The following is a 21,921-nucleotide window of genomic DNA, read 5'->3' on the forward strand; positions in this document are numbered from 1 at the left end:
CGTTGGCGGGATGGGCCAGGACAACGATTTCACCGGTGAGGAACGCGACCGACTCGAGGAGGAGCTGGCCGACCTGCGCCGCCGTCGAGATGAGATGCGCGCCGAACTCCAGGGCGACGCCGACACCGTCGGCGATCGCGGTGACGCCGCCGACGCGTTGCAGCGGTCCGAGGATCTGGCCGGTATCGAGGAGGGGATCAACCGGCTGACCTGGTTGCTGGCCGGCGGCAATGCCGACAACCCGGGCCAGCTGCCCAACGGCACGACGGTGACGTTGCGCTTCCCCGGTGACGCACCGATCCAGATGCGGATCGTCCACTTCCTGGAGGAGACGCCGGCCGGCGAAGAGGACACCACCCTGACCTCCGACAGTCCGCTGGGCTTAGCGTTGTTCGGGCGACGAGCCGGCGAGCTCGTCACCTACTCGACGCCACGCGGCGAACTGCAGGTCGACCTGCTCGCCATCGAGTATCCGAACGAGCGATAGAGGTGCGATGCGGGCGATAAGGGTTACCGAGCTGGCCGGCCCGGAGTCGGTGCAGCTGGTCGAGATCGACGAACCGTCGGGTGACGGCGCGATCCTGGTCGATGTTCATGCCGCCGGTGTGGCCTTCCCCGACGCCCTGCTGACGCGCGGGCTCTACCAGTACAAGCCGGAGCTGCCGTTCACCCTCGGCGCCGAGGTCGCCGGTGTCGTGCGCTCCGCACCCGATGACGCACCCGTCAAGGCGGGTGATCGGGTGGCCGGCCTGACGATGATCACCGGTGCGATGGCCGAGACGGTGGAGCTCACCGAAGAGCGGGTGTTCCCGCTGCCCGACAACATCAGCTTCGAGGCTGGCGCCGGGCTGCTGTTCAACGACCTGACCGTCTACTTCGCGCTGACCGTGCGTGCCCGGCTGTCCGCAGGGGAGACGATCCTGGTGCACGGGGCGGCCGGGGGGATCGGCACCTCGACGCTGCGGCTGGCCCCGGCGCTGGGCGCCAGCCGAGTGATCGCGGTGGTGAGCACCGAGGACAAGGCCGATGTCGCACGGGCCAACGGCGCCACCGACGTCGTGCTGGCGGACGGTTTCAAGGATGCGGTCGCCGAGCTGACCGGCGGTAAGGGCGTCGACATCGTGATGGACCCGGTCGGCGGCGACCGATTCACCGATTCGCTGCGATCGCTGGCCCCGGCCGGGCGGCTGCTGGTGGTCGGCTTCACCGGCGGCGAAATCCCCACCGTCAAGGTGAACCGGCTGCTCCTGAACAACATCGATGTCGTCGGCGTCGGCTGGGGGGCCTGGACGATGTCGCATCCCGGCGCGCTACGTCAGCAATGGGACGGCCTGGCTGAGCTGCTCACCTCCGGCAGGCTGGCGGCGCCGCAGCCCGAAATCTATCCGCTGGACCAGGCCGCGGCCGCCGTCTCCGCACTGGAAAATCGCACCGCCAAGGGCAAGGTCGTCGTCCGCGTCCGAGAGACGGGGTAAATCCTTACTGCTCCAAGCATTTTCGACAGTCGGGTTGCCTGCGCTCGGCCTGGCTACTACAACGGTTGGCGGACGACAAAGACGTCGATGACGATTCGGCTCGGCCAGTGTGGGGTAGTGGAACTGAGATGGAGTTGACCAACGATCCGGCAGAAGGCAGCCACGTCGAGGGCGGTGTCGTCGAACACCCCTCCGCCGACGACTTCGGGCAGGCACGGGCGCTGCCCGCCGACCGCACCTGGTTCAAGAGCGCCGTGTTCTACGAGGTGCTGGTCCGGGCGTTCAACGACTCGAATTCCGACGGCAGCGGCGATCTGCGGGGACTGATCGATCGGCTTGATTACCTGCAGTGGCTCGGCGTCGACTGCCTGTGGTTGCCGCCGTTCTACGATTCACCGCTGCGCGACGGCGGTTACGACATCCGTGACTTCTACAAGGTGCTGCCGGAGTTCGGCACCGTGGACGACTTCGTCGCCCTGCTGGACGCGGCACACCGCCGCGGCATCCGTGTGATCACCGACCTGGTGATGAACCACACCTCCGACAGCCACGAGTGGTTTCAGGAGTCGCGGCACAACCCGGACGGGCCGTACGGCGACTTCTACATGTGGAGCGACACCGACGACAAATACGCCGACGCCAGGATCATTTTCGTCGACACCGAGGAGTCCAACTGGACGTACGACCCGGTGCGCAAGCAGTTCTACTGGCACCGGTTCTTCAGCCATCAGCCCGACCTGAACTACGACAGTCCCGCCGTTCAGGAAGCCATGATCGACGTGCTCCGGTTCTGGCTCGATCTTGGCATCGACGGCTTTCGGCTGGACGCCGTGCCCTATCTCTACGCGCGGGAGGGCACCAACTGCGAGAACCTGCCCGAGACGCACGCGTTCCTCAAGCACTGCCGCAAGGTGATCGACGACGAATACCCGGGCCGGGTGCTGTTGGCCGAGGCCAACCAGTGGCCGGCTGACGTCGTCGAGTACTTCGGCGACCCGGCTACCGGCGGCGACGAATGCCATATGGCGTTCCACTTCCCGCTGATGCCGCGCATCTTCATGGCGGTCCGCCGCGAATCCCGTTTCCCCATCTCGGAAATCCTGGCGCAGACCCCGGAGATCCCGGAGATGGCGCAGTGGGGCATCTTCCTGCGTAACCACGACGAGTTGACGCTGGAGATGGTCACCGACGAAGAGCGCGACTACATGTACGCCGAGTACGCCAAAGACCCGCGGATGAAGGCCAACGTGGGGATCCGGCGGCGGCTGGCACCGCTGTTGGAGAACGACCGCAACCAGATCGAGCTCTTCACCGCGCTCTTGCTGTCGCTGCCCGGCTCGCCGGTGCTCTACTACGGCGACGAGATTGGGATGGGCGACATCATCTGGCTGGGTGACCGCGACGGCGTTCGTACCCCGATGCAGTGGACCCCAGACCGCAACGCGGGATTCTCCACCGCCAATCCGGGGCGGCTCTATCTTCCGCCGAACCAGGATCCGATCTACGGCTACCAGTCGGTGAACGTCGAAGCGCAGCGGGACATGTCGACGTCGCTGCTGAGCTGGACGCGCACCATGCTGGCGGTCCGGCGGCGCTACGACGCGTTCGCCACCGGCACGTTCCGGGAACTGAGTGGTTCCAATCCGTCGGTGCTGACGTATGTGCGCGAGATCGACGACGGCGACACGGTGTTGTGTGTGAACAATCTGTCCCGCTTTCCGCAGCCGATCGAGTTGAATCTTCAGCATTGGAATTCCTACACACCGGTGGAGTTGACGGGGCACGTGGCGTTCCCACGAATCGGCCAGCTGCCGTATCTGCTGACCCTGCCGGGGCACGGGTTCTACTGGTTCAAGCTCAATCCGCCGGAGGAGACGCAATGACCTCACCGGTGAATCTGCCCTGGGCTGACTGGCTCCCCACTCAACGGTGGTACGCCGGCCGCAGCCGCACCCTGTCCTCGACCGAAACCGCCGAGGTAGTTTCGCTGCGCCCAAACCTGGATCTGATCCTGCTCGACGTCAGCTACACCGACGGCTCCTCGGAGCGCTATCAGATTGTGGTCCAATGGGATTCGGCGCCGTTGGCGGAATACGACACCGTGGCCACGATCGGTTCCGACGAGGACCACACCGCCTACGACGGCCTCTACGATCCGTCATCGGCGCAGTTCCTGCTGTCGCTGGTGGACTCGGGCGCCACGATCGGTTCGCTCACCTTCACCAGGGAACCGGATGTCACTCTGCCGGTCGAGGCCGCGCCGCGGGTGTCGGGTGCCGAGCAGAGCAACACCAGTGTGGTGTTCGACGACCAGGCGATCTTCAAACTGTTCCGCCGGGTCTCGGCCGGGATCAACCCCGACATCGAACTCAACCGCGTCTTGGGTCGGGCCGGAAACCCGCATGTGGCAAGGCTTCTCGGGTCGTTCGAAACGACCGACGACGGCCAGCCGTGTCCGCTGGGCATGGTGACCGCCTACGCCGCGAATTCCGCGGAGGGCTGGAAAATGGCCACCGCGAGCACCCGCGACCTGTACGCCGAGGGCGACCTGTACGCCTATGAGGTCGGTGGTGACTTCGCCGGTGAGGCATACCGATTGGGGGAGGCGGTGGCGTCGGTGCACGCCACTCTAGCTCTGGAGCTGGGCACCTCGACCGCGGTTCTGCCCGTCGGCGTGATGCGGGAGCGGCTGGCCACCGCCGCCGCCGCGGTGCCCGAGCTCGCGACGTATCTCTCGGCTATCGAGGAAAGCTACGCGAAGGTGGCCGACGAGCCGGTCACGGTGCAACGCGTGCACGGCGACCTGCACCTGGGTCAGGCGCTGCGCACCCCGGAGGGCTGGCTGCTGATCGACTTCGAGGGCGAGCCGGGCCAGCCGTCGGAGGAGCGGCGCAAGCCGGACTCCGCCCTGCGTGACGTTGCCGGAATGCTCCGCTCGTTCGAATACGCGGCCTACCAACAGCTGATCGACCAGTCCGACGACCGGCAGCTGGCGGCTCGCGCCAAGGAATGGGTCGACCGCAACTGCGCGTCGTTCTGCGACGGGTACGCCGCGGAATCCGAAACCGACCCGCGCGACTCCGCGGCGGTGCTCGCCGCCTACGAGTTGGACAAGGCGGTCTACGAGGCGGCCTACGAGGCGAAGTTCCGCCCGAGCTGGCTGCATATCCCGATGCGGTCGATCGCCAGGTTGGTCGGGTAAGGGCCAGAACTCAGAGCGACATTGCTGCCGTGTTGTCGAGCGCGGTCAGGCTATTGCCCAGCGGATTGCCGAGTGTGACCATGCTCTGGAAGTACTCGATCACCCGTTTGCGCGAGACGTTGAGCGCCGGCCACTGCGGCCAATCCCAGGTGTCGTTCATGAACGGTTGCAGCTGATCGTGACTGAGAACCGTGAGGTGATTCACGTCATGGGCGGTGGCTGAGCCTTCGAGGACGAGCCGGCCGTTCGCCCGGTCGTGCATCCATCCGCCATAGTGCGGCTCCATCTTCAGGGTGTCGATGAAGGCGGTCTCGCCGCCGCTGCTCATCAGGTACTCCGCGAAGCCGTCATGTCCGTACTCGGCCACCAACGACATCACCGCTGCTGCCGAGCCGAGCCGCGCCGTTCGCTCGATATCCGCGACGATTTGCGGGTCGAACTTGTTGTCGTCGATCCATCCCACTTTGGCGCCCTGCATGGCGTAGTAGAGCCCGACGCCTCGCAGGTCGTCGCCCCACGCCTGCGCGTTGTTGGTCAGCTTGTTGGCGAACGCCCACGTGCCGACGTCTTCGAGGGTGACCGGTGCCAGGCCGGCGAATGCGCGCTGGTTGTTGTAGGCGACCAGCGCCTCGGTCGTAATGGCGGTTCGGCCGCCCGCGAGCGCGTCCATGCCGGTGTGGGAGCTTCCATGGAACATGCCGAACGCCATGATGTCGGTGTATTGACCACTGCCGGTATCGGGCATCGGCATCCCGGTGTCACCCGGCGGCGTCTGCGTGCCGCCGCCGGTTGTCGAGCCGACTGGGCGGTCGAGGACGGTTCCCGTGCCGGTCGCGTCGCTGACGGTCGCCCCAATTGGGTTCGACAGCATCACGGTGAACGTCTCGTTGCTCTCCGCCAGCGCATCGCTCTTCACCGGAACCGTGATGATCTTCTGGGTTTCGCCCGGGGCAAAGGTGATGGTGCCCGCCACCGAGATGTAATCCGCGCCTGCCGTCGCGGTGCCGTTCGAGGTCGCGTACTGCACCGTCACGGTCTGGGTGGACGGGGCGGCCAGCGTCACCACAAACGACGCGAGCGAGGTGCCGCTGCCTCCTGTGAACTCGATCGGTGTCAGATAGGCCATCTTGTTCTGGTTGATGGTCCTCCAGTCGTCGGCCAGAATGCCGCCGGTATCACTGGAATTCGGATTCCACGACCAGAACGTCCAACTCATGTCCTCGGTCCCGGACCGAATGTCGATCGTCCCGTTGTTGTCGAAGTCACCGGACAGGTACGAGGTGATCGCCTCGAACCACACGGCATCTTTGGGATCTTGGAGTTTGGTGCCGAACTCACCGATATAGATCGGCGCGATGTTCTGCTCGTAGATGTAGCCCCACGCGTTGCGGAAGACGTTGGGCAGATTGGCGCCGAAGTTGCTGCCCTGGAACCACGGCTGGGCGTACACCGAGTTCGGATAGTCGTGCGGGGAGTAGACAACTCGGTCGGGCACGGTGAGGACGATCGGGCGATCCTTGACGCCCATCAGGTTGCCGCCCCACCAGTAGCTCTGGCCCTGGTAGTTGGCCACGCCCTCGACGAAGATCAACAGATTCGGATTCACTTGTAGCACAGCGTTTCCGGCGCGCTCTGCCGCGCGCGCCCAGTCGTTGGCGCCGCCGCCGCCCCAGGTCCCGTTGTACGGCTCGTTGTGCAGGTCGAAGCCGATGACGGTCGGGTTGTTCTTGTAGCGGGTCGCCAGCGCTTGCCAGTCGGCAACCCACTGGTCCTCCGAATATTGGGAGTTGTACCAGAGACCGTTCTCGCTGGCTCCGGCACCTTCGGTGCTGCGGTGGTGGTCGAGGATGACCCGCATCCCGTCCTGGCCGGCGTAGGCGATGATCGCGTCGAGCACCTCCAGACGCGAAAGGCCTTGCAGCTCTGGGTTCGCGTTGTAGTTGATGCCCGAGGGCGCGGCACTGGTGTGCAGCATCTGGCTCGAGTAGGGGATCCGAATGGTGTTGAATCCCTGGGCCGCCATCTGGTCGATCATGTCCTTGTAGTTGCGTGTCCACAGCCCGTCCGGCACGCCGTTCGGGCTTTCCGCGCCGAACCAGTTGACTCCTGAGATCTGGACGGGCTTGCCCTGGGAATCCAGAATCTGGTTGCCCGACGTGTGCAGGAAGCCGGCTGCGATACCGGACGAACCGGGCTCTGTCGCTGACGCATCGGAGATGCTCAGCCCGGGCGTGGTCGCAACGGTGTCGTCGTTGGTGATGGTGCCGGTCGCGGTGCCCCGGGAGATCGTCGCCCCAGATGGGTTGGACAGGGCGACGGTGAAGGTTTCGTTGGCCTCGGTCGTGGTGTCGCCGGTGATCTTGACGGTGACGGTTTGGGAGGTCACGCCGGGGTTGAAGGTGAGAGTGCCTGTGGTGCTGGTGTAGTCGGCGCCCGCGGTGGCGGTCCCGTTGGCCGTCGTGTAGCCGACGGTGACCGGTGTGGTCGAGGCCTTGGACAGGGTGACCGTGAAGGTGGTGTTACTCGAGCCGGAATTGCCCTCGGCGACACTGGTATCAGAGATCGAGATACTCGGCGTGGTGGGTGGTGTGCTGACCGCGACGCCGTTGACCTTCAGGTTGGTCGGTGCCGAGCCGACCGCTCCGGGGGTGGCTTGATAGCCGAAACTGGTGCTCTGGCCGGCCGCGACGGCGCCGTTGTAGGCGAGGTTGCTGATCACATAGTGGGTACCGACGTGGCTGGTGATCTGGCCGTTCCAGATGTTGGTTATCTGTGCGGGAGTGTCGAATTCGACGGTCCAGCCGTTGAGGTTCTGGCCGGCCGTCACCGTGATGTTGGCGTTGTGACCGGAGCCCCAGTCATTGGTCACGCTGTAGGTGACGGAATTGTTGTTGCCGGGGTTCGTCGCGACGTCGTCGTTGGTGATGGTGCCGGTGGCGGTGCCGCGCGAGATCGTCGCCCCGGATGGGTTGGACAGGGCGACGGTGAACGTTTCGCCTGCTTCGACGGCAGTGTCGCCGGTGACCTTGACGGTGACGGTTTGGGAGGTCACGCCGGGGTTGAAGGTGAGAGTGCCTGTGGTGCTGGTGTAGTCGGCGCCCGCGGTGGCGGTCCCGTTGGCCGTCGAATAGCCGACCGTGACCGGTGTGGTCGAGGCGCTGGACAGAGTGACGGTGAAGGTGGCGTTACTGGAGCCGGAATTGCCCTCTGCCACAGTCGCATCGGTGATCAAAATGCTCGGAGCGGCGACGTCGTCGTTGGTGATGGTGCCGGTGGCGGTGCCGCGGGAGATCGTCGCCCCGGATGGGTTGGACAGGGCGACGGTGAACGTCTCGTTGGATTCAACTCCCGTGTCCCCGGTGACCTTGACGGTGACGGTTTGGGAGGTCACGCCGGGGTTGAAGGTGAGAGTGCCTGTGGTGCTGGTGTAATCCGCGCCCGCGGTGGCGGTGCCGTTCGCGGTCGAATACCCGACCGTCACCGGAGTCGTGGCGGCCTTGGACAACGTGACGGTGAAGGTGGCGTTACCGGAACCGGAATTGCCTTCGGCGACACTGGTATCGGAGATGGAAATGCTCGGCGTGGTGGGCGGGGTGCTGACCGCGACCCCGTTGACCTTGAGGTTGGTCGGGGCCGACGCGAGAGCGCCCGGGCTGGCTTGATACCCGAACGTGGTGCTCTGGCCGGCGGCGACGGCGCCGTTGTAGGCCATGTTGCTGATCACGTAGTGGGTGCCGACATGGCTGGTGATCCGCCCGTTCCAGATGTTGGAGATCTGGGCCGGGGAGTCGAACTCGACCGTCCAGCCGTTGAGCGCGGTGCTGCCCGCGGTCACGGTCATGTTGGAGGTATGACCCGAACCCCAATCGCTGACGACGCTGTAGGTGACGGACGGTGTCGAACTCGTCGTGGTCGCACTGAGCGCGACTGCCTTTCCGCTTGTCTGCGGTACCGCCAGTAGCGACTGTGTCTGCTTGAACAGACCCACCAGCAGGTCGCGGATCGGGTTTCCCGCAGGCAGCGATGGGGCGAGCGGCGCTAGGCCCAAGGCTCGCAAGACTTGCGACGGCGACGGAAGCGAGGTGGGAATCTGCACCAGACTCGGGGGCGTGAACGTCGGCGCCAGCTTTCGTGCCGACACCGGTGATCCGGACGGCGTCGCGGAAACTGCCGCGGACGTGGAGATGTCCTTGCTGGCCGCATCAGTCTTTGCGGCCGGAACCGAATTGCTGGCAGCCGACACCGCGTTGCCAGTCGCGGATCGGTTGGCGGGTGTATCAGTTAGCTCACCTAGTGAGGCCGTCGAGCGCTTGCCCTTGGGCGAGCCGCTTCCGGCGCTCGGTTTCGTCGCGCGTTGCCGGGCCGTGTGGCCACCGGATGAGGTGTCGCCCGAGGGGCTGGCCGAGGGGGACGTACCGCCGCCGGCGGCGGTGTCGGCATGTGCAACGCCTGATCCGCTGGCCAGAGCTGCACCAACGCCCAGACTCAGCGCGCCGACGCCCAGCCAGCCGTAGGGTTGTCTGCGTTGGCGGTGGCGCGGTCCGCGCTTCCGATAGCCGTCCTTGCCCGTAGCCACATCCCCGGTATGGCCTGCCGCAGCATTCATTGCTCTGCCCTTCCTCCACGAGAGCTCACAGCTTTGCTGACGTAGTGCGATAAGTCACGCATTTCCGCAAAAATTCAGCAAAATTCGCTTTGCTGTGTACATGCTCTGGACAAAGCCACAGGGGGCGTCCAGGAGGTGGACACCGTCAACGATGTCCGCGGGCGCGGCTACGGTAATCCCGATGGCCCTGCACCTGCACCGAGCCGAGCGGACCGACCTGCTCGCCGACGGTCTCGGCGCGCTGCTGGCCACCCCGCAATCCGACCCGTTCGCGCAGGAACTCGTGGTGGTCCCGGCCCGCGGCGTCGAACGGTGGCTCAGCCAGCGGCTCTCGCACATCCTCGGTGGCACCGACACCGGTGGTGGTGTCTGCGCGGGGGTGTCCTTCCGGTCGCCGGCGTCGCTGATCAGCGAGCTCGCCGGCACCGGCGAGGACGATCCGTGGTCGGCGGATGCGATGGCCTGGCCCCTGTTGGAGGTCATCGACACCAGCCTCGACGAGCCGTGGTGTCGCACGCTCGCCACTCACCTCGGCCATTTCGTGGACGGTGAGGAAAAGGATCTGCGACAGGGCAGGCGCTACGCCGTGGCTCGCAGGCTGGCCGGGCTGTTCGCCTCCTACGCCCGGCAGCGTCCAGCCCTGTTGGCGGGTTGGCTGGCCGGTGACCCCACCGAATTGGACGCCGACCTGCGCTGGCAGCCGCACCTCTGGCGCGCGCTGGTCGACGCGATCGGTGTCGATCCTCCGCATGTCCGGCACGCCAAAACTGTTGCCCGACTCCGTGAATCACCCACCGACCTGCCGGCGCGGATATCGCTGTTCGGCCACACCCGCCTGCCGAGCACCGATATCGACCTCATCGGCGCGCTGGCCGAACACCACGAGGTGCACCTGTGGCTGCCGCACCCCAGTGCCGCGCTGTGGACGGAGCTGCGCGATCTGCACGGTGTGACCGCCCGCAGTGAGGACACCAGTCACCGACTCGCCGTCCATCCGCTGCTGGCCACCCTCGGCCGCGACGTCCGCGAATTGCAGCGCAGCCTGCCCGGTTCGGCGGCCACCGACGAATTCCTGGGCACCGGTCACCAGTCAGACACCCTGCTCGGCTGGCTGCAGTCCGATATCGCTGCCAATGCCATCCGCCCCGGCGGCCGTTCGCATACGCCCGCGGATCGTTCGGTCCAGGTGCACAGCTGTCACGGCCCGGCACGCCAGGTCGACGTGCTGCGCGAGGTGCTACTCGGTCTGCTCGCCGAGGACCGCACCCTGGAACCGCGCGACATCCTGGTGATGTGCCCCGATATCGACACCTACGCCCCGCTGATCGTCGCGGATTTCGGTCTCGGTGACGTCGTGCCGGGTGCCCACCCGGCCCACCAGCTGCGGGTGCGGCTGGCCGACCGCGCCCTGATCCAGACCAACCCGCTGCTCGGGGTGGCGGCCAAACTGTTGACGCTGGCCGGTAGCCGGGTCACCGCCACCGAAGTTCTCGACTTCGCCCACCTCGACCCGGTGCGGGCGCGATTCGCTTTCAGCGACGACGACCTGGAGACCATCACCCGCTGGGTGCAGCAGGCGAATATCCGGTGGGGTTTCGACCAGGAACACCGGGCCCCGTTCGGGATCCCGTTCATCCAGAACACCTGGCGGTTCGGCCTCGACCGGGTGCTGGCCGGAGTCGCGATGTCCGATGACTCGAAGGACTGGCTGGGCGTCACCCTGCCGCTGGACGACGTCGGCAGCAACAGTGTGGAGCTGGCCGGACGGCTCGCCGAGTTCGTCGGACGCCTGGAGCGCACCGTCGAAACCCTCAGTGGGGTGCGGCCGTTGGCGCAGTGGCTGACGGGACTTGCCGACGGCGTCGAGGCGCTGACGTCGACGGGCGGGGACGACGCCTGGCAGAGCAGCCAGCTGCAGCGGGAATTCGGCGACGTGCTGACTACGGCCGGCCCGCGCGCCGACGTCGGCATGCGGCTCTCCGATATCACCGCCCTGCTGGGCCGGCACCTGTCCGGCCGGCCGACTCGGGCCAACTTCCGCACCGGCACCCTCACGGTGTGCACCATGGTTCCGATGCGCTCGGTGCCGCACCGCGTGGTGTGCCTGGTCGGGCTGGACGACACCGTCTTCCCGCGAATCGGGGTGGTCGACGGCGACGACGCGCTGGCCCGCGATCCGATGACCGGCGAGCGCGACATCCGCTCCGAGGATCGCCAGCTGCTGCTGGACGCGATCTGTGCGGCCACCGACAAGCTGGTCATCACCTACACCGGTGCCAACGAATACTCCGGACAGCCCCGTCCGCCCGCGGTGCCGCTGGCCGAGCTGCTCGACGCCCTCGACCGCACCACTGAGGAACCCGTGCGAAAGCAGATCGTGGTGCGGCACCCGTTGCAGCCCTTCGATGTTCGCAACGTGACGCCGGGAGCACTCGGCGTGCCGGGCGAGTCGTTCACCTTCGATTCCGGTGTGCTGGCCGCCGCGTCGGTCACCGGAAGTCAACGTCCCGAACAGCCCGACCTGCTGGCCACACCGTTGCCCGCACCGCCACCCGACGATGTGACGCTGACCGATCTGCTGAGGTTCTTCGCCAACCCGGTGAAGGGCTTCTTCACCGCGCTCGATGTGGCGCTGCCGTGGGAGGTCGAAGGCGTCGAGGACGCCATGCCGGTCGAGATCGACAACCTGGAGCAATGGACAGTGGGCCAGCGGCTGCTCACCGACATGCTCGCCGGGATGGATCCCGAGCGGGCCGGGCAGGCGGAGTGGCGAAGGGGCTCGTTGCCGCCGGGTCGGCTCGGCTGGCGTACTGCGGGTGAATTACGCGACCAGGCAACCGAACTCGCGCGTGCGGCGCTGGTCTACCGGACCGGCACGCCGCAGGCCTATGACGTCGATGTGGATCTGGGCGGAGGGCGTCGCCTCACCGGAACCGTCCCCGAGGTGTTCGGCAAGCGGCTGGTGGAGGTGACGTTCTCCAAGCTCGATGCCCAGCATCTGTTGCGCGGCTGGATCCCGATGCTGGCCTTGGCGGCGGCCTTTCCCGGGCAGTGGTCGGTGGTGGGCATCGGCAGGCAGCGCAGGCGTAACGGTGTTGTCGAGCGCGTGCTGGGTTCACCGCAGGAGGATCCGGTCGGCGTGCTGCGTGACCTGGTGGCGATTTATGACGCCGGCCGGCGTGAACCGATCCCGCTGCCCATCAAGACCTCTCACGCGTGGGCGGTGGCGCGGATCAGCGGCCAGGACCCCAGGAGCGAGGCGTGGTCGAAGTGGCGCTACGAGCGCGACGACCCGGCCGTCGAACGGGTCTGGGGTCGTGAACCGGATCTTGATCCGCTGCTGACCCCGGTCCGGCCGGGTGAGGAGGCCGACGGCGAAACGACGCGGTTGGGTGCCTACGCGGTGCGCTTGTGGGCGCCGCTGCTGCGTGCCGAGGATGGCGCCTGATGCACGAATTCGACCTTGTGGGACCGCTTCCCGCCGAGCGCACGACAACGGTGCTCGAGGCCAGCGCCGGGACCGGCAAGACGTTCACGCTGGCCGCATTGGTGACCCGCTATGTGGCCGAGGGCCGGGCGAACCTGGACCAGATGCTGCTGATCACCTTCAGCCGGGCGGCCACTCAGGAACTGCGGGAGCGGGTCCGCGAGGCGTTGCAGCTCGCCTTGCGCGCCTTCGACGAGCCGAGTCTGGCCGCCGGCAACGACGTCGTGCGGCTGATCATCACCGGTGACGCCGATGCACTGGCCGAACGCCGTCGGCGGCTGCGTGACGCGCTGGCCGGCTTCGACGCGGCGACGATCGCCACTACCCACCAGTTCTGCCACCTAGTCCTGAAATCCCTTGGTGTCGCCGGCGATACCGACAGCAGCGTGACACTGGCCGAAAGCCTCGACGACCTGGTCGCCGAGATCGTCGACGATCTGTATCTGCGGCATTTCGGGCAGGAGCGCGAGCGGCCACCGATCAGCCGCGCCGAGGCGCTCAAGCTGGCCCGCGAAGTCGTCGCCAACCCGTGCACCGAGCTGCGTCCGCTGGATCCGCCGCCGGGATCGCAGCCGGCGGTGCGCGTCGGCTTCGCCAATGATGTTCTGGCCGAGCTGGATCGGCGGAAAAGACGACGCGGCATTCTGAGTTACGACGACCTGCTCAGCCGGCTGGCCGACGCCTTGCAGGTGCCCGGCTCGCCTGCCGCCACCCGCATGCATCAGCGGTGGTCGGTGGTGATGGTCGACGAATTCCAGGACACCGACCCGGTGCAGTGGCAGGTCATCGAACGGGCCTTCAGCGGGCACTCGACGCTGATCCTGATCGGCGATCCCAAACAGGCGATCTACGCGTTCCGCGGCGGCGATATCGTCACCTACCTGCACGCCGCCAAGACCGCGGGCCAACGGCACACCCTCGGCGTCAACTGGCGCAGCGATTCGGCACTCGTCGACCGTCTTCAGGTCGTGCTCGGCGGTGCCGAGCTCGGCGACCCGGACATCAAGGTCCTCGACGTCAACGCGCACCATCGCGGCCACCGCCTGGCGGGCGCACCCCACAACGACCCGTTCCGCCTGCGGGTGGTCAGCCGAGAAGCCTTCGGACAGCGTGGGACCCGCACCGTCAAAATGGACGCCCTGCGCGGACACATCGCTGCCGACCTGGCCGCCGACATCTCCGCATTGCTGGCCAGTGCGGCCACCTTCGACGATGAGCCCGTGCAGGCGCACCAGATCGCGGTCATCACCGAGAGTCACGCAGACGCCCGCGCCTGCTTCGATGCACTGGTAACGGCCGGGGTGCCGGCCGTCTACACCGGTGACACCGATGTGCTCAAATCCCAAGCCGCCGATGACTGGCTGACCCTGCTTGAAGCGTTCGACCAATTGCACCGCCCCGGACTGGTGCGTGCCGCGGCCACCACGATGTTCTTCGGCAAGACAGCCGAAGACCTGGCCGACGGCGGCGACAAGCTGACCGATCAGATCGCGGACACGTTGCGGCAGTGGGCCGATCATGCGCGGGAAGCCGGCATCGCGGCGGTGTTCGAAGCCGCGCAGCTCGCGGGGATGGGCCGACGGGTGCTGTCCTGGGCGGGCGGTGAACGCAACATGACCGACCTCGCTCACGTCACCCAGCTCCTGCATGACGTGACGCATCGGGAACACTTCAGCCTCACCGCATTACGCGACTGGTTGCGCACTCAGCGTGACGAGCGCAGCGGCGCCCCGGAGCGCAGCCGCCGCCTGGACAGCGACGCGGCGGCCGTACAGATCATGACGGTGTGGGTGAGTAAGGGGCTGCAGTTCCCGATTGTGTACCTGCCGTTCACGTTCAATCGCTATGTGCGCAGCGATGATCTGGTGCGCTTCCACGTGGAGGAGCGGCGCTGCCTGCATGTCGGTGGTGAGCAGAGTCCCGAACTGGTGACCGCCCAGACGCTGGGCAGGCGGGAGTCGGCCGGCGAGGAAACCCGGCTGACCTACGTCGCGATGACCAGGGCTCAATCCCAGGTGGTGGCCTGGTGGGCGCCGTCGTGGGACGAGCCCAACGGGGGACTGTCCCGGCTGCTGCGGGGCCGCCGACCCGGACAGGCATCGGTGCCGGACCGCTGCGATCCCGAACGGATCGAGGATGCCGACGCAATGGCGGCGCTGCGCGAATGGGAGACCGCGGGTGGGCCGGTGCTCGAGGAGTCGGTGATCGTCCCGGTGGCCGAGCTGACCGGCCCCGAACGTCGAGATGACCTTGCCGCCAGACACTTCCACCGCAGCATCGACACCACGTGGCGACGGACGTCGTACTCCGGGCTGATCCGCGCAGCCGAGACCACCGGGGTGAGCAGCGAGCCCGAGGTGGTGCAGCTCGACGACGAGGTCGCCGAGGTCGCGGTGACCGCACCACCATCCGGCGCGGATCTCCCGTCGCCGATGGCGGACCTTCCGACCGGCGCGAAGTTCGGCAGTCTGGTGCACGCGGTCCTCGAGACCGCAGACCCGTTGGCCGCCGATCTGGCCACCGAACTGCAGACCCAGGTCGAACAGCATGCGGTGTGGTGGCCCGTCGACGTCCCCGCCGCCGAGCTGGCCGCCGCCCTGGTCCCGATGCACGACACCCCGCTGGGTCCGCTGGCCGACGGTCTGACCCTGCGCCAGATCGGATTGCGGGACCGGTTGTGCGAGATGGACTTCGAGTTTCCGCTGGCCGGTGGTGACCTGCCGACGGGCCCACCACAGATCCGGCTGGCCGATGTCGGCAGGCTGGTGCGCGAGCACCTTCCGCCCGACGACCCGCTGGCCTCGTACGCCGATCGGCTGACCGGCGGCGCGCTGGGCGGCCAGTCGTTGCGCGGGTACCTGTCGGGTTCGGTGGACGTGGTGTTGCGGGTGCCCGATGGTGGGGGAGGGCATCGGTATCTGGTGGTCGACTACAAGACCAACTGGCTCGGCGACGGCGACCGGCCGCTGTCGGCCGCCGACTACGACCGGGCCAGAATGGCCGAGGCGATGCTCCATTCGGACTATCCGCTGCAGGCCCTGCTGTACAGCGTTGTGCTGCACCGGTTCCTGCGCTGGCGTCAACCCGGCTACGATCCCGGCCGGCATCTGGGCGGGGTGTTGTATCTGTTCGTGCGGGGCATGTGTGGACCCGGCACCCCGACGATCGACGGCCATCCGGCCGGAGTGTTCAGCTGGCGCCCGCCGGCTGCGCTGGTGGTCGCGGTGTCGGATCTGCTCGACGGCAGGCAGGTGGCGGCATGACCGTCGACTTGACCGATGCCGCTGACTGGCGTCGCAGCGCAGGAGCCACCGGGCTGCTGAGGATCTTCAACGAGGCCGGGGCCATCGAGACCGCTGATGTCCTTGTCGCCCAGCGGCTCACCGCGCTGGGCAACGAGCCTGACGAGCGGGTCGCACTGGCGATCGCGTTCGTGGTCCGCGCGGTGCGGGGCGGTTCGGTGTGTGTGGAGCTGACGGCCGTGCCCACGCAGGTCGAGATCGACGATCTGCCATGGCCCGAACCGGCCGAGTGGCGAGCAGCCGTCGCGGCGAGCCCGCTGTTGAGTTCGCCGGCCGTACTGCACCTCGAGGAGGATCTGCTCTACTTCGACCGGTACTGGCTGGAGGAGCGTCAGGTCGCCGCCGATGTGCTGGCATTGGCGGCCGGCCGGCCACATGGCCAATTGCCCGACATCGCACGACTTTTCCCGAAACGCTTCGAGGAACAACGCGCAGCAGCCGAGATCGCACTGTCTCGCGGCTTGACGGTTCTCACGGGTGGGCCGGGTACCGGCAAGACCACCACGGTGGCCCGGCTGCTGGCTCTCCTGGCCGAACAGGCCGAGCTCGCGGGTAAGCCGCAGCCTCGGATCGCGCTGGCGGCGCCCACCGGCAAGGCCGCCGCTCGGCTGCAGGAGGCTGTGCAAGCCGAAGTCAACGAACTGGCGCTGGCCGACCAGGCGCGTCTCCGGGAGTTGGGCGCCAGCACCCTTCACCGACTGCTGGGCCGCAAGCGGGACTCGTCATCGCGGTTCCGTTATCACCGGGCGAACCGGCTGCCGCACGATGTGATCGTCGTCGACGAGACATCGATGGTGTCGCTGACCATGATGGCCCGCCTTGTCGAGTCCGTCCGCCCGGATTCCCGCCTGCTGTTGGTCGGTGACCCAGACCAATTGGCGTCGGTGGAAGCCGGTGCGGTGCTTGCGGATTTGGTCGAGGGGCTCAGTGCCCACGTTGACACCCCGGTGGCCAAGCTTCTCACCGCGCACCGGTTCGGTCCGTCGATCGGTGCGCTGGCGAGCGCGATCCGGGTCGGCGACGCCAATCGTGCGCTCGACGTGCTCAACGCCGGTGGTGAACACATCGAATGGCTGGACACCGAGGACCCGGCCGACGCGCTTCGCAGTGTCCTTGTGCCGCATGCACTCCGGCTGCGGGAGGCCGCGGTGCTCGGCGACGGCCCCGCTGCGCTGGCCACGCTGGAGGAGCACCGGCTGTTGTGCGCGCACCGCCAGGACGTGTCGTATTGGAACCGTCAGGTCGAACGCTGGCTGGCGGAAGAAACCGATGCCCCACTGTGGGCTTCGTGGTATGCGGGCCGGCCGGTCCTGGTCACCGTCAACGACTACGGACTTCGGCTCTACAACGGGGACATCGGGGTGGCCGTCCTGCGTGACGGTGTGTTGCGGGCGGTGATGGCCGGGGCCGATGGCCAGACCGAGTTGGCAACCGGCCGGCTGGCCGATATCGAGACCATGCACGCGATGACGATTCACAAAAGCCAGGGCAGCCAAGTCGGGGAGGTCACAGTGCTTCTGCCGCAGACGGATTCGCGGCTGCTAACCCGCGAGCTGCTCTACACCGCGGTCACCAGGGCCAGGACCAAGGTGCGGGTGGTGGGCTCGGCCGAGCAGCTGCGCGCCGCCGTCGCGCGCCGCGCGGCACGCGCCAGCGGGCTGGCCCGCCGCCTGCAGGGCTGACCCGCGGCGAGCGTCACACCAGAGACACGCTGAGCGCCGAGCGTGACCCTGGAGTCACGCTCGGCGCGGGAGGGGTTACTTATCTGCGGGATTGAGAAACCGGAAGGCCATCCCCGCGGCCACCGCGGCGACCAGCTGCACGATCAGGTAGACGAACACGACTGGGCTGGTGAGCATCCCGATGGCCAGCCCGGCGATCCCGACCGCGGGGTTGAACACCCCGCCGGAGATGGCGCCGACCGCGACGGCCCCGGCGGCCACGGTGAAACCGATGGCCAGGCCGTAGAACGAATTGTTCGGGTGGTCCTTGCTGGTGGCCACGTTCAGCACGACGAAGCAGAGCACGAAGGTGAACACCAACTCGGCCACGGCGGCCACCACCATCGCGTGCCCGGACAAGGCCAGCGGGTGTGATGGCCCGGTGGGCATCACGCCGGTGACGGCCGCGGCGGCGACCACCCCGCCGACGATCTGGGACGCGACGTAGCCGATCGCCTCACGGGCAGTGATGCGGCCACGGACCCAGACGGCGAGCGTGACGGCCGGGTTGTAGTGCGCGCCGGAGATGTGTCCGCCGGCGTAGATCATGGCCATCAGCGCGGCACCGATGGCGACGGGTGCGAGCGGAGAGCCACCGAGCGAGCTGGCGCCGATCGTGAACACCAGGACGAACGTGCCGACGGCTTCGGTGACGTACTTGGCGCGGTGGGTCAGGTGGGTGATTGCGGGGGTGCGAAGTGTGGTTGTCATGGAAATCAGCCTGCTGGCCGGCACCGATGACCGGGAGCGCCCGAACGCGCTATCCGCCGGATGAATCGGTGTCGTCCGAACGGACGACAGACAGATCTACTCCAGCAGCTGATTGCGCATCGCGTAGGCGACCGCGGCACCGCGGTCGGACACCCCGAGCTTCTCGTAGAGCCGCCGGATGTGGGTCTTGATCGTGGTCTGCGCGAGGAACAGATCCTTCGCCATCTCCGGGACCGTCTTGCCGTCGGCGATCAGGCGCAAGATCTCCTGCTCCCGTTCGCTAAGCACGGGACCCTGATACTGGGCCTGCCGATGCACCTGGGTGGCCAGGCTGGTCACGAGTTCCGGTGGCAGCACCTTCTCGCCGCGGGCGCAGGCCGCCACGGCGGCCACGATCTCGTCGCGATCGGACTCCTTGGACAGGTAACCCGCGGCACCGTCCTGGATCGCGCGGTAGACCACCGGGCCGTCGGTGGTCGCCGACAACAACAGCACCCGAGTGGGCAGACCGTCCCGATTCACCGCGTGCGCCACCGCGATTCCGTCGAGGCCGGGCATCTTGTAGTCCAGCAGCGCGACATCGGGCCGGTGCCGCTGGATCGCGGCGAGCGCAGCCTGCCCGTCACCGACCGCTTCGACGACCTCGGTACGCCCGCTGTTGTTCAGGGCGCGCACGATGCCGTCGCGGTAGACCGGGTGATCGTCACCGACCACCACTCGAATGCGTCGTTCTGAACTGCTCACCGCACCTCCTGGTGATCGCGTAACGGCAACCGGACCCGCACGCACGTGCCACGGTCGACGGACCGGAATTCCCAAGTGCCCCGCAGTGACTCGATACGCGAGCGCTGCGAGGCAAGCCCGATGTGTCCCTCGGCGACTCGCCGGGACGCCGCCGCCCGATCGATGCCGACGCCGTCGTCGCGCACCTCGAGCATCACCGCGTCACCGTCGTCGCGCAGGGTCAACCACACCCGGCCGGCATTGGCGTGCCGGGCCACATTGGTGAGCAGCTCGCGCGCCACACCGTAGAGCGTCGCGTCCTCGGCGTGCGGGAGCGGATAGTCGATGGAACATTCGACGACGACCCCCGTGCGTTCGGCCAATGTGTCGAGAAGTCCGCGGACGGCGTGCTCCAACCCGCCTTCTTCGAGGACGGAGGGGTGCAATTCGCGGGTGGTCTGGCGCAACTCGCGCGCGACGTCGGTGAGCAACTCGCTGGCCCGCGCCACCCCGGACAGGTCGGGGTTGGGACGGATCGCGTCGCGCAGATCCTGGCGGGCTGCCAGCAGGGTCTGCAACGGTCCGTCGTGCAGGGCTTCGGCGACGCGCCGGCGTTCGCGTTCCTCGGCTGTCATCACATCGTTCAGGAGCATGGCCCGGCTCGCCGTCAGCTCGGCGATGCTGGCGAGCCGGCGCTGCTGCACCCGAGACACCGTGTAGGAGCACAGGCACAGCAGCGCGAGCATCACCAGCAGCGCGGCGATTTCGGGCGCGGACATCTGGCGGCGGAACACCGGGTCGGCCAGCACCGCGATCGCGGCGCCGAGGATCGCGGCGACCGACATGATCGCGGCTCGTTGCCCGGCCTGGGTGGCGATGAAGAACGGCAGGAACGCCAGCAGTCCGAGCATCAGATAGCTGCCGGGGGACAGCAACTGCAGCACGCAGATCGCCGCGATGTCGATCGGCATCATCGGCTCCAGTGCCCGCAACCGGGCGGTGCGCGGATGCTGTTGCAGCCGAACCCATGCGGCCAGCACCGCCAGTACGGCGTAGCCGGCGACCAACGCCAGCTGCGCGGGCCACGACGCGCGTGGTGTCGAGGCGAGCACCACCAGCACCATGACGGCCACCAGCAGCAGCCGAAGGATGGCGCGCAACCGCTGCGCCTGGTTCTCGAACTTGAAGAAGATCGCGCGGACGGCCTCGCTGGTCCCGACGTCGGCGGGCATGGGCGGGACGACCAGGCTCACCCAGAAGCGACCTGGCCGCTTCGGCGGGCTGCCGTGTGCGCGCACACCGGGAGTGTAACCAGCCCGGCGCCGGTGTCGTCCGAACGGACGACACCACCTTCATCCCCCGGTACGTGCTTTTGCGTGACAGACCGCGTGTCCCGCCGCGTCGATAGTTGTCTCAAGGCCGAAACAAGCCGAAACAACCACTCACACAGGAGAATTCAATGAAGAACACCTTCGCCCGCTACATCGCGGCTCCGATTCTGTCGGCAGGCATCATCGGCGGCGCGGCACTCGGACTGGCCGGCATCGCCAGCGCGGCCGAGGCCGGCCCGCACACCGGCAACGTGGCCACCCCGCAGATCCACGCCAAGCCCGCCGCCGAGGCCAGCCCGGGCTACTGGTGGCACCGGCACCACCCGTCGCTGCTGGATCCCAAGGCCGCGGCCAACTTCCAGCAGCCCGGCGCCTAGCTCGATCACAGCGATTTCGGCGCGCTAATCGCCGCTGAGCGAGCGAAAACGCGCCGAAATCGCTACCAAACGTCAGCGCGCGGACGGGTCGGCCGTCGCCTCGATCTTGGCGACCAGACCGTCGTGGATGGTCAGCACGACGACGGCGAACAGCCGCCGCTCGCTGAACGCCAGCGCGACCGGCCGCCCGACCGGACCGCTGACGAGCGTGGCTCCCGTGAGATAGCGCAGCAGGTTGGCGCCCACCGCGGCCTGCCCGTGATTGATCTGCGGTGGCGGCGGGGGATCGGCCAGGACGGTGCCCACACCCCACACGTCGGGGGCCAGTACCTCGGTCAGCGCGTCGAGATCGCCATTGCTGCAGGCTGCGATGAATCGTTCGGTGACCAGGTGATGCTCGGTGTCGTCGACGTCGGCGGTTATCGGTGCGGCGGTATGGATCTTCATCCGGGCCCGCCGGGCGAGTTGACGGCAGGTGGCGGTCGGCCGGCCGACGGTTTCGGCGATCTCGTCGAACGGCACCGCGAAGACGTCGTGCAGCACGAACGCCACCCGTTCGGGCGCGCTGAGCCTGCCCAGAACTTCGAACAACGCGGCGTGCACCTCGTCATCGAGTGTGACCCGGTCCCCCGGGTCGGGCATCGCGCTGTGATTGACCGGCGGCTGACGTTCCAGCAGTTCGGCTTCGGTGGTGATCACCCGCCGATGGCGGGCCGACCGGACCTGGTCGAGGCACAGCCGGCTGCAGACCACCGTCAGCCAGCCCCGTGGGTCCTCGATCTCGCCGGAATCGGCCATGGACAGCCGCAGAAAAGCCTCCTGCACAACATCTTCCGCGTCACCGATATCGCCGACCATCTGGTAGGCGAGGTTGATCAGATACGGGCGGTGGGCCCGCAGCAATCCATCGATCGAATCGTTCATGTCATAGACGACGAATCGGCATACAGAAAAGTTACCGCCGTGCCCCGTCACTTTCCACGAAG

General features: G+C 67.4%; 13 protein-coding genes. 8 read left to right on the forward strand and 5 right to left on the reverse strand.

Features of this window, described 5'->3' with window-relative positions:
* The first annotated feature begins 10 nt into the window (after positions 1-10).
* The 4 genes from EV580_RS16215 to EV580_RS16230 all read left to right on the forward strand — a co-directional run bounded on the left by EV580_RS16215 (position 11) and on the right by EV580_RS16230 (position 4,677).
* On the forward strand, positions 11-487 hold the full coding sequence (locus EV580_RS16215; protein WP_133692158.1) for a GreA/GreB family elongation factor: 477 nt from the start codon (positions 11-13) through the stop codon (positions 485-487).
* A 7-nt stretch (positions 488-494) separates the two neighbouring features.
* Positions 495-1,475, forward strand: coding sequence for an NADPH:quinone oxidoreductase family protein (locus EV580_RS16220; RefSeq protein ID WP_133692159.1), 981 nt, complete (start codon positions 495-497; stop codon positions 1,473-1,475).
* A 128-nt stretch (positions 1,476-1,603) separates the two neighbouring features.
* Positions 1,604-3,358: a maltose alpha-D-glucosyltransferase gene (gene treS / locus EV580_RS16225; protein WP_133692160.1), complete on the forward strand. Its 1,755-nt coding sequence runs from the start codon at positions 1,604-1,606 to the stop codon at positions 3,356-3,358.
* Positions 3,355-4,677, forward strand: coding sequence for a maltokinase N-terminal cap-like domain-containing protein (locus tag EV580_RS16230; protein ID WP_133692161.1), 1,323 nt, complete (start codon positions 3,355-3,357; stop codon positions 4,675-4,677). Before treS ends, EV580_RS16230 begins: the two co-directional genes overlap by 4 nt.
* Before the next feature lie 10 nt (positions 4,678-4,687).
* Here EV580_RS16230 and EV580_RS16235 read toward each other — a convergent pair whose 3' ends face one another.
* A complete protein-coding gene (locus tag EV580_RS16235) occupies positions 4,688-9,283 on the reverse strand; it encodes a Calx-beta domain-containing protein (protein WP_286171577.1) in 4,596 nt (1,531 codons plus the stop codon).
* A gap of 181 nt (positions 9,284-9,464) precedes the next feature.
* On the opposite strand from EV580_RS16235, the gene recC reads away from it, so the two are divergent.
* The 3 genes from recC to recD are packed head-to-tail and all read left to right on the forward strand — an operon-like array spanning position 9,465 to position 17,754.
* Entirely contained in the window at positions 9,465-12,731 is a 3,267-nt protein-coding gene (recC, locus tag EV580_RS16240; RefSeq protein ID WP_133692162.1) for an exodeoxyribonuclease V subunit gamma, read from the forward strand.
* On the forward strand, positions 12,731-16,033 hold the full coding sequence (recB, locus tag EV580_RS16245; RefSeq protein WP_133692163.1) for an exodeoxyribonuclease V subunit beta: 3,303 nt from the start codon (positions 12,731-12,733) through the stop codon (positions 16,031-16,033). Before recC ends, recB begins: the two co-directional genes overlap by 1 nt.
* Positions 16,030-17,754 (forward strand): exodeoxyribonuclease V subunit alpha, encoded by a 1,725-nt coding sequence (recD, locus tag EV580_RS16250; RefSeq protein ID WP_133692164.1) that lies wholly within the window; start codon positions 16,030-16,032, stop codon positions 17,752-17,754. Before recB ends, recD begins: the two co-directional genes overlap by 4 nt.
* 75 nt (positions 17,755-17,829) lie before the next feature.
* Here the strand turns inward: recD and EV580_RS16255 are convergent, their stop codons facing one another.
* The 3 genes from EV580_RS16255 to EV580_RS16265 form a co-directional block, all read right to left on the reverse strand.
* The gene (locus EV580_RS16255; RefSeq protein ID WP_133692165.1) at positions 17,830-18,504 is read right to left on the reverse strand and encodes an aquaporin; all 675 of its coding nucleotides are present in this window, start codon (positions 18,502-18,504) and stop codon (positions 17,830-17,832) included.
* A gap of 96 nt (positions 18,505-18,600) precedes the next feature.
* Positions 18,601-19,248, reverse strand: coding sequence for a response regulator transcription factor (locus EV580_RS16260; protein ID WP_133692166.1), 648 nt, complete (start codon positions 19,246-19,248; stop codon positions 18,601-18,603).
* The gene (locus EV580_RS16265; protein ID WP_133692167.1) at positions 19,245-20,525 is read right to left on the reverse strand and encodes a sensor histidine kinase; all 1,281 of its coding nucleotides are present in this window, start codon (positions 20,523-20,525) and stop codon (positions 19,245-19,247) included. Before EV580_RS16265 ends, EV580_RS16260 begins: the two co-directional genes overlap by 4 nt.
* Before the next feature lie 161 nt (positions 20,526-20,686).
* Here EV580_RS16265 and EV580_RS16270 point away from each other — a divergent pair, with 161 nt between their 5' ends.
* Positions 20,687-20,935, forward strand: coding sequence for a hypothetical protein (locus EV580_RS16270; RefSeq protein WP_133692168.1), 249 nt, complete (start codon positions 20,687-20,689; stop codon positions 20,933-20,935).
* 72 nt (positions 20,936-21,007) lie between these two features.
* On the opposite strand, the gene sigI is transcribed toward EV580_RS16270, so the two are convergent.
* On the reverse strand, positions 21,008-21,859 hold the full coding sequence (sigI, locus tag EV580_RS16275; protein WP_133692169.1) for an RNA polymerase sigma factor SigI: 852 nt from the start codon (positions 21,857-21,859) through the stop codon (positions 21,008-21,010).
* Between the last annotated feature and the right edge of the window lie 62 nt (positions 21,860-21,921).

The sequence above is a fragment of the Mycobacterium sp. BK086 genome (assembly GCA_004362315.1).
Taxonomy (GTDB): domain Bacteria; phylum Actinomycetota; class Actinomycetes; order Mycobacteriales; family Mycobacteriaceae; genus Mycobacterium.